Source organism: Aestuariivirga sp., assembly GCF_046093005.1.
GTDB lineage: Bacteria > Pseudomonadota > Alphaproteobacteria > Rhizobiales > Aestuariivirgaceae > Aestuariivirga.
In genome coordinates this window covers 1-7,252 of record NZ_JBJTER010000112.1, presented here as the reverse complement: position 1 = coordinate 7,252, position 7,252 = coordinate 1, and the positions used below count along the sequence as shown (strand labels likewise).

General features: G+C 64.7%; 7 protein-coding genes and 1 pseudogene. 4 read left to right on the top strand and 4 right to left on the bottom strand.

Annotated features, from left to right (window positions below; translation table 11 throughout):
• Positions 1–110, top strand: a 110-nt coding sequence (locus ACKOED_RS09795) for an IS3 family transposase (RefSeq protein WP_408915809.1), incomplete at its 5' end; no start/stop codon positions are given.
• On the opposite strand, the gene ACKOED_RS09790 is transcribed toward ACKOED_RS09795, so the two are convergent.
• Complete coding sequence (locus tag ACKOED_RS09790; RefSeq protein ID WP_408916407.1) at positions 70–429, bottom strand: single-stranded DNA-binding protein; 360 nt, start codon at positions 427–429, stop codon at positions 70–72. The two genes, ACKOED_RS09795 and ACKOED_RS09790, sit on opposite strands and share 41 nt — an antisense overlap.
• 148 nt (positions 430–577) lie before the next feature.
• The gene (locus ACKOED_RS09785; RefSeq protein WP_408916406.1) at positions 578–727 is read right to left on the bottom strand and encodes a hypothetical protein; all 150 of its coding nucleotides are present in this window, start codon (positions 725–727) and stop codon (positions 578–580) included.
• Positions 728–849: 122 nt separating this feature from the next.
• On the opposite strand from ACKOED_RS09785, the gene gcvA reads away from it, so the two are divergent.
• Positions 850–1,797, top strand: a complete 948-nt coding sequence (gene gcvA / locus ACKOED_RS09780; RefSeq protein WP_408916405.1) for a transcriptional regulator GcvA — start codon at positions 850–852, stop codon at positions 1,795–1,797.
• Between the two features lie 32 nt (positions 1,798–1,829).
• The gene (locus ACKOED_RS09775) at positions 1,830–2,207 is read left to right on the top strand and encodes a YkgJ family cysteine cluster protein (protein WP_408916404.1); all 378 of its coding nucleotides are present in this window, start codon (positions 1,830–1,832) and stop codon (positions 2,205–2,207) included.
• On the opposite strand, the gene ACKOED_RS09770 is transcribed toward ACKOED_RS09775, so the two are convergent.
• Both ACKOED_RS09770 and recQ read right to left on the bottom strand, forming a co-directional pair.
• Positions 2,192–3,544, bottom strand: coding sequence for an MATE family efflux transporter (locus ACKOED_RS09770; protein WP_408916403.1), 1,353 nt, complete (start codon positions 3,542–3,544; stop codon positions 2,192–2,194). The two genes, ACKOED_RS09775 and ACKOED_RS09770, sit on opposite strands and share 16 nt — an antisense overlap.
• A gap of 44 nt (positions 3,545–3,588) precedes the next feature.
• Positions 3,589–5,406, bottom strand: coding sequence for a DNA helicase RecQ (gene recQ, locus ACKOED_RS09765; protein ID WP_408916402.1), 1,818 nt, complete (start codon positions 5,404–5,406; stop codon positions 3,589–3,591).
• Between the two features lie 309 nt (positions 5,407–5,715).
• Here recQ and ACKOED_RS09760 point away from each other — a divergent pair.
• Positions 5,716–7,176: pseudogene (locus ACKOED_RS09760) on the top strand (excinuclease ABC subunit A); the annotation flags it as partial.
• Positions 7,177–7,252 lie beyond the last annotated feature (76 nt).

Genomic DNA, 7,252 nt, shown 5'->3' with positions numbered 1-7,252 from the left:
AGGCCGATGTGTTCGATTACATTGAGTGCTTCTACAACCCCAAGCGCCGGCATTCCACGCTCGGGTACATCAGCCCCATTGAGTTCGAGAGGAAGGCGGGGTTAGCTTAAGTGCATGTCCACGGAACCGGCAGCAGGCCACTGGGTTCTCCTTCTGTTTCGGTTGCGTCTTGGCCTGGCCGCCGCCGAAGGACGGCCCTTCGCCGCTCCCTGGACTGCCGCCCAGCTTGGCGGGTTCGCCGCGGCAATTCCGCCGCACCACTTCGGTGGAGTATTTCTCCATGCCGTGCTCGCCGGTTTTGCGATCTCGCCAGGTCTCGGAGGTGGCGAGCGGCAGATTGACGATCGGCTTGGCGTCCTGGGTGTGGCGCACCTTCGGGTCACGCCCCAGATTTCCAACCAGAATGACCCTGTTCACCGATCCCGCCATGACACCGGACCCTGACGTCCTGTCACTTCAGTCAATCACCGGCGAAGGCGATACCGTCATTTCGCAGCAATAGTGTTCATGTCTTGTTTGTTTGGAAGTCTCGAGGCGGCGCCCGGCTTTTTCACCGGTGCCGCCCCTGGACTCCGCCTCAACCCTGGCGCCGTCCGAACAGGCCGAGCAGCCGGGAGGGCTTCGCCGCCACACGAGTCTTCGCGGGTGCAGCATCACGCATATCGGCCGGCGGCTGCAGCATCGCGGTCCGGTAAACCATTGAATAGTTGTCAAGAATCCAGTTCATGACCATTCTCCTCATCTGTCCAATCGAAATCTCTCTGTAGCTGGACACATATCTGTTTCGCTCTTGCGAAACAAACGGCAATAACCTACGTTGGCTGCAACAAAAACTCACACTCAGAGACCATGGCCCGCCGGCTTCCCTCCCTCAACGCCCTCAAGGCTTTTGAAGCCGCTGCCCGCTTCGAGAGCTTCACCGAGGCTGCGGCGGACCTGTTCGTCACCCATGCGGCGGTGAGCCGCCATGTGCGCGACCTCGAGGACTGGCTGGGCACCGCGCTGTTCCTGCGCACCGGGCGCGGCGTGGTGCTGACCGAGGCCGGGCGGCGCTTTGCCGGCCGTCTCACGCCCTTGTTCGATCAGCTGGCGGAGGCCACCCGGGAGGCCGCCGCGGTGGGCGATGTGCGGCAGCTGAAGGTCACGGTCGAGCCCGCCATCGCCTCGCGCTGGCTGGTGCCGCGGCTCGGCCGCTTCAACGAGCTCCACCCCGATATCGAGCTCTCCATCGACCCGTCGAGCAAGCTCGCCGATTTCCGCTCCGGCGAGGCCGATGTGGGAATCCGCTATGGCTCGGGCGACTGGCCGGACGTCGAGTCCCAGAAGCTCACCGATGCGCTGATCTTTCCGGTCTGCGCGCCGAAGCTGCTGACCGGGCGGACGGCCTTCACGCCGGCCGATCTCCGCGATTTCAACCTGCTCCATGAATCGCGCAAGCAGTGGTGGGCGGACTGGCTCGCCGCCAACGGCGTCACCGGCGTCGAGGACTGGCGCGGCACGCTGTTCCAGAACCATCTGGCGATCGACGCCGCCGAGGCCGGTCAGGGCTTTGCGCTGGCCGACCAGATGCTGGTCACCGACTCGCTTGTCGAGGGCTGGCTCGCCAGGCCATTCGGTTTCGACATGAAGGACCACTGGCATTATTGGCTCGTGCGCGCCAAGGGCCAGAAGGAAACCGCGCCCGTCCGCGCCTTCCGCGAGTGGCTGATGGGCGAATTCGCGGATACCAACAGGAAATATGCGGCCCTCACCGGCCAGAAGCCGCCAGCGGTTGCGGCCCGCGCCGCATCGTCCTAATCATTGGCGTCCAATGACCGGAGCCGGAATCGATGCCCCGCAAGAAATATGATTGCCTGAAATGCCCCGGCTATTGCTGCTCCTATCCGGTGATCGAGGTGAAGGACCGGGACGCGGCGCGCATTGCCAGGCATTTCGGCCTCTCGCTCAAGCAGGCCGAGAAGAAGTATTTCAAGTCAGCGCATGGCTACAAGCGGGTGATGCGGCGCAAGAAGGACGAGCATTTCGGCAAGATCTGCCAGTTCTTCGACACTGAGGCGCGGCGCTGCACGATCTACGAGGCGCGGCCCTCGACATGCCGCATCTATCCCGGCGAGGGCCATTGCGGCTATTATGATTTCCTGTCCTTCGAGCGCGCCGGCCAGGAAGACGAGACCTATATCTCCACCACCTATCACATCGAGAACTGACGGCGCGACAGCAGCTCGAAGCGCCAGGCCAGCAGCGCCGCGGTGAAGGCGAGGCCCATCGCGAGGCCCCACCACAGACCCGCCACACCCCAGCCCAGCGCGAATCCCAGCACATAGGCGCCGCCAAGCCCGATCACCCAATAGCCGATGGCGGCAATCACCATCGGCATCACCGCATCCTTGAGGCCGCGCAGCACATGCGAGGCGATCACCTGCAGGCTGTCGAACACCTGGAACACCGCGCCGATGAGCAGCAGCGTCGCGACCAGCGCGGCGATCTGGCCGTAGAGCGGGTCGGCGGGGTCGAGGAACACGCCTGTCAGCTGCTCAGGCGCCAGCACCGGGATCAGCACCAGGAGCAGCGGCACGGCAACACCCACGGCCATGCCGAGATGGCCGGCCTGGCGCGCCGCCGGCTGATCGCTCGCGCCGGCAAAATACGCGACCCGCACCATGGCGGATTCCGAGAAGCCCAGCGAAATCACAAAGGGCACCGAAATCCAGCCCATGACGATCTGGAAGGCGGCGAGCTGCCCCGCCCCCATGGCCCCGGACAGCAGCGCGGTGACGGCGAACAGGCCGATTTCCATCGCCACGATGCCAGCCACCGGCAGGCCAAGCCGCACCAGCGGCGCATAGGCCACGGGGCTTGCCGCCGCCACGCGCCCCAAAGGCAGGCCCTGGCGGCGGATCAGCAGAAAGATATAGGCCCCAAGGCAAAGCGCCTTCAGCCACATGGTAATCGCCCAGGCGAGCGCCGCCCCGGCAATGCCAAGCCGCGGCAGGCCGAAGCTGCCATGCACCAGCCCCTGCATCAGCACATAGTTGAGCGCCACCGCCGCGACCGTGATGGCCAGCACGAAACCGGTCTTCATCATCGCGGCGGCGAAGCTCCGCAGCACGCCAAACCAGACGATGGGCAGGATCGCGAAGGCAAAGCCCGTGTAGTAGGACTCAGAGAGGCGGATCACCTCGGCGTCCTGGCCGGTGAAGCGCAGCACGGTTCCGAGGTTGAGCACAATGAACGTCACGCCAAGACCCAGCATGCCCGCCAAGACAAGACCGCGGATCAGCTCCGGCACAATGTCTTCGCGGCGGTTCGCACCCCGCGCCCCGGCCACCAGCACGCCCACCACCGAGAAGAAGCCCATCAGCACGATGCACATCTGATAGGCGAGATCGGTCGAAATGCCCGCCGCCGCCATTTCGACGGCACCCAGCTTACCCACCACCATCTTGGTGGTGAGCACCATCAGCACATCGGCGAGATAGGCGAAGATCAGCGGCAGGGCGATCACCGTCATGGTCCGGGTTTCGGCGATGGCGGTGGGTTTCACGATTCTGTCCTGATCTTGGGGGTGGCTTAGCCGCTGCCCTCTGATCAGGCAACTCCGCTCTCCCGCTGCACATAGCGGGCGATCTCGGCCAGGAAGACGCCGGCGAACTGCTGGAGCTTCGACTCGCCCACACCGTGCACCTCGCCGAAGTCCCAGCGCGTCAGCGGCCGCTTCGCCGCCATGTCGATCAGCGTCCGGTCGGTGAACACCACATAGGCGGGAACCTTGCGCTCCCTAGCAAGTTTCGCGCGCAGCGCTTTCAGGCGCTGCAGCAGCTCGTCGGAGACCGCCCCCTCCTCCACCGCGGCGATTATCCTGCGAGCGCGCTCCGCCTTGCGCGAGGTCCGCGCCGGGTCCTCGCGGTAACGGAAGGCACCCTCGCCGCGCCCGAGCGCGATGCCCTTGGGCGAGATCGAAAGGCCGCCATAACCCGCCACATCGATGGCCAGATAGCCACCGCCCACCAGCTGCCGGATCATCGACTGCCAGTGCTGCCGCCCATGCGCCTTGCCGATACCGAAGACGGGAAGCGCCGTGTGGCGCAGCGTATCCGCCTTCTCGTTGCTCTTGCCCACAAGAACATCCGCAACATGCGCCGCGCCGAAGCGCTGCCCGGTGGTCTTCACCGCCTCGAGCACCCACAGCGCTTCCGCCGTGCCATCGACGAGATGCACCGGATTGAGGCAGACATCGCAATTGCCGCAGGGCGGCGACTCCTCGCCGAAATAGAGCAGCAGGTTCTGCCGCCGGCACTCCGGCGCCTCGCAATAGGCCACCAGCGCATCGAGCCTCTTGTGCTCGCGCCGCCGGCGCTCGTCGCCACCCTCCTCCTGGTCGATGAAGCGGCGGCGCATCTGAATGTCGCCGAGGCCGTAGACCATCTTCACATCCGCCGGATGGCCATCGCGCCCCGCGCGCCCGATCTCCTGGTAGTAGGCATCGAGCGAGGATGGCAGGTCGGCATGGAACACGAAGCGCACATCCGGCTTGTCGATCCCCATGCCAAACGCGATGGTGGCGCAGACGATGATGCCCTTCTCCGTCATGAACAGGCTCTGCGCTTCCGCCCGGTCCTCCGCATTCATGCCGGCATGATAGGCAATGGCGCGGAAGCCTTTTGAGACGAGGAAGGAGGCCCACTCCTCCGTCGACTTGCGCGACAGCGCATAGACGATGCCCGGCTGCCCGGCGCGCCCATCGAGGAAATCGAGAAGCTGCTCTTTCGTATTGTCCTTGGGCGAGACGGCGAGCTGCAGGTTCGGCCGGTCGAAGCCCGCGACATAGACCTCCGCCTCGCCACCGAAGATCTTGGCCACGATATCGCGCCGCGTCGCCTCGTCCGCCGTCGCGGTGAAGGCGCCGATGGGAACGCCCGGGAAGGACTGCCGCAAGCTTCGCAGCATGTCGTATTCCGGCCGGAAGGACGGCCCCCACTGCGAGATGCAATGCGCCTCGTCAATCGCAATGAGCTGCACATTGAGCCGGGCCAGCGCTCCCACCATGCGTTCCGTCATCAGCCGCTCCGGCGAGAGATAGAGCAGCCTCACCTCGCCTGCCGCCACGCGCCGCCAGATGGCGACATTCTCGTCCCGGTCCTGCGCGGAGTTGATGCTCTCCGCCGCCACCCCCGCCAATTTCAGCGCCGCCACCTGATCCTGCATCAGCGCCACCAGCGGGGAGACGACAATGGCGAGCCCGCCCCGCGCCAGGGCGGGCACCTGGTAGCACAGCGACTTCCCCGACCCCGTGGGCATCACCGCCAGCACGTTGCGCCCCTCGAGCAAGGTGGTGACAATCCCTTCCTGGCCAGGCCGGAAGCTCTCATAACCAAAGGTCTTGCGGAGGATGTCGTGCGGGGTCACGGCTGTTCGGCGGACTCAGTGATAAGATGGCCCGAGAGGGTGTAGCCGGATTGACACGATTGTCCATCCGAACCGCCGATCGCTAACCCGCTTGTCTGGTTTTGGCAGCACATCACATGTCCGCTTCTTGTGTCTTTGCTCCTGCGAGATTGTGGGCAAGGCGCGGCTGAGGCTGGTGGCAAACACAGGCCTCAGCCCTGACCCACGTATCTGTGGATAACCCGCACCGAAGTGGACCGCGCCGCGTACAAACGGCGTGTACGCGGTCCATGATTGCGGATGTTCTGTTTTTGATCTAGTCGAGACTCCATGCCAGAGCAGAAGAAAGTGATTTCCATTCAGGGGGCGCGCGAGCACAACCTGAAGAACGTGTCCCTGGAACTTCCGCGGGACAAGCTCATCGTGTTCACCGGGCTTTCGGGCTCCGGCAAGTCCTCGCTCGCCTTCGACACGATCTATGCCGAGGGCCAGCGGCGCTATGTCGAGTCGCTCTCGGCCTATGCCCGGCAGTTCCTGGAAATGATGCAGAAGCCGGACGTCGACCAGATCGACGGCCTCTCGCCCGCCATTTCCATCGAACAGAAAACCACCAGCCGCAACCCGCGCTCCACGGTGGGCACCGTCACCGAAATCTACGATTACATGCGGCTCCTGTTCGCCCGCATCGGCGTGGCCTATTCGCCGGCCACCGGGCTTCCCATCGAGAGCCAGACGGTCACCCAGATGGTGGACCGGATCATGGCGCTGCCGGCAGGCACCCGGCTTTATCTGCTGGCCCCCATCGTGCGCGGCCGCAAGGGCGAATACCGCAAGGAACTGGCCGAACTGCAGAAGAAAGGCTTCACCCGCGTCAAGGTCGACGGCCGCTTCCATGAGATCGACGCGGTGCCGGCACTCGACAAGAAATTCAAGCACGACATCGACGTGGTGGTGGACCGGCTGGTAGCGGGCCCCGATATCGGCACCAGGCTCGCCGACAGCCTGGAGACGGCCTTGAAGCTGGCCGATGGGCTGGCGGTGGCTGAATTCGCCGACAAGCCGCTCCCGGCCTCCGCCACCTCCGAGGAAGGCGCCAACAAGTCCAAGAACGAAACCCATGAGCGCCTGCTGTTCTCGGAGCGCTTCGCCTGCCCGGTCTCGGGCTTCACCATCGATGAGATCGAGCCCCGGCTGTTCTCCTTCAACAACCCGTTCGGCGCCTGCCCCAAATGCGACGGGCTCGGCACCGAGCTTCATTTCGAGCCGGAACTCGTGGTGCCCGATACGGCCCTCTCGATGAAGGAAGGCGCCATCCTGCCCTGGGCGCGCACCGGCAACACCTCGCCCTATTACACCCAGACGCTGGAGTCGCTCGCCAGGCATTACAAGGTCTCCATGAACACGCCATGGAAGGACCTGCCCAAGAAGGCCCGCGATGCGATCCTGTTCGGCACCGGGGAAGAGGAAATCGCCATCACCTATGACGATGGCATCCGCGCCTACAAGACGAAGAAGCCCTTCGAAGGCGTGATCGGCAACATCGAGCGGCGCTGGCGCGAGACCGATTCCGAGTGGATGCGCGAGGAACTCAGCCGCTATCAGTCCGATCATCCCTGCAGCGCCTGCAACGGCTTCCGCCTGAAGCCGCAGGCGCTGGCCGTGCGGATTGCCGGCAAGCACATCGGCGATGCGTCCAACATGTCGATCCGCGAGGCCAACCAATGGTTCACGGACCTGCCGCGCAGCCTGAAGCCCAAGGACATGGAGATCGCCGCGCGCATCCACTCGGAATCGGTCTCGCGCCAGCGCCGCTCGATGTTGCCGATCACGCCTTCGAAGGGCTTCTTCGTCTTGTAGGCGCGGATGC

Coding starts and splice junctions, on each gene's coding strand:
- ACKOED_RS09790 (WP_408916407.1), bottom strand. CDS start 429: ATGGCGGGATCGGTGAACAGGGTCATTCTGGTTGGAAATCTGGGGCGT.
- ACKOED_RS09785 (WP_408916406.1), bottom strand. CDS start 727: ATGAACTGGATTCTTGACAACTATTCAATGGTTTACCGGACCGCGATG.
- gcvA (WP_408916405.1), top strand. CDS start 850: ATGGCCCGCCGGCTTCCCTCCCTCAACGCCCTCAAGGCTTTTGAAGCC.
- ACKOED_RS09775 (WP_408916404.1), top strand. CDS start 1,830: ATGCCCCGCAAGAAATATGATTGCCTGAAATGCCCCGGCTATTGCTGC.